The organism is Gilvimarinus sp. 1_MG-2023 (assembly GCF_030548285.1).
Genome location: NZ_JAUOSC010000283.1, coordinates 1 through 389 on the forward strand (window position 1 = coordinate 1; position 389 = coordinate 389).

The 389-nt window shown below is 58.9% G+C and carries 1 protein-coding gene; it reads left to right on the forward strand.

The features are described 5' to 3' along the window. The coding region (locus tag Q4563_RS16805; protein ID WP_303605302.1) for an alpha-hydroxy-acid oxidizing protein at positions 1–359 on the forward strand (359 nt) is incomplete at its 5' end. Between the last annotated feature and the right edge of the window lie 30 nt (positions 360–389).

The window sequence follows — 389 nt, forward strand, 5'->3', positions numbered from 1 at the left end:
GCCTCGGTCTGGATGGGGTGGTCGTCAGCAATCATGGTGGCCGCCAGCTTGATGGGGCAAGCAGCAGTCTGGACGCTCTGGCGCGTATTGCACCGGTTGTTGATGGTCGTATCAGTCTGTTGCTGGACGGTGGGGTACGGCGTGGCACCGATATTATCAAAGCGCTGGCGTTAGGGGCTGAAGGCGTTTTGCTGGCTCGTACCACCTTGTATGGCGTGGCAGCTTATGGGGGTGCCGGGGTGGATCGGGTCTTGACGATTGTTCAGGAAGAACTCGGGCGATCGCTGAACCTGATGGGATGCCGGGGCATTACGTCTCTGGATCGTCGCTGGTTACTGGCACAAGGTGATTCGCAGTAAAGGACAATCTGAGCCATCCGACCCTTGCCG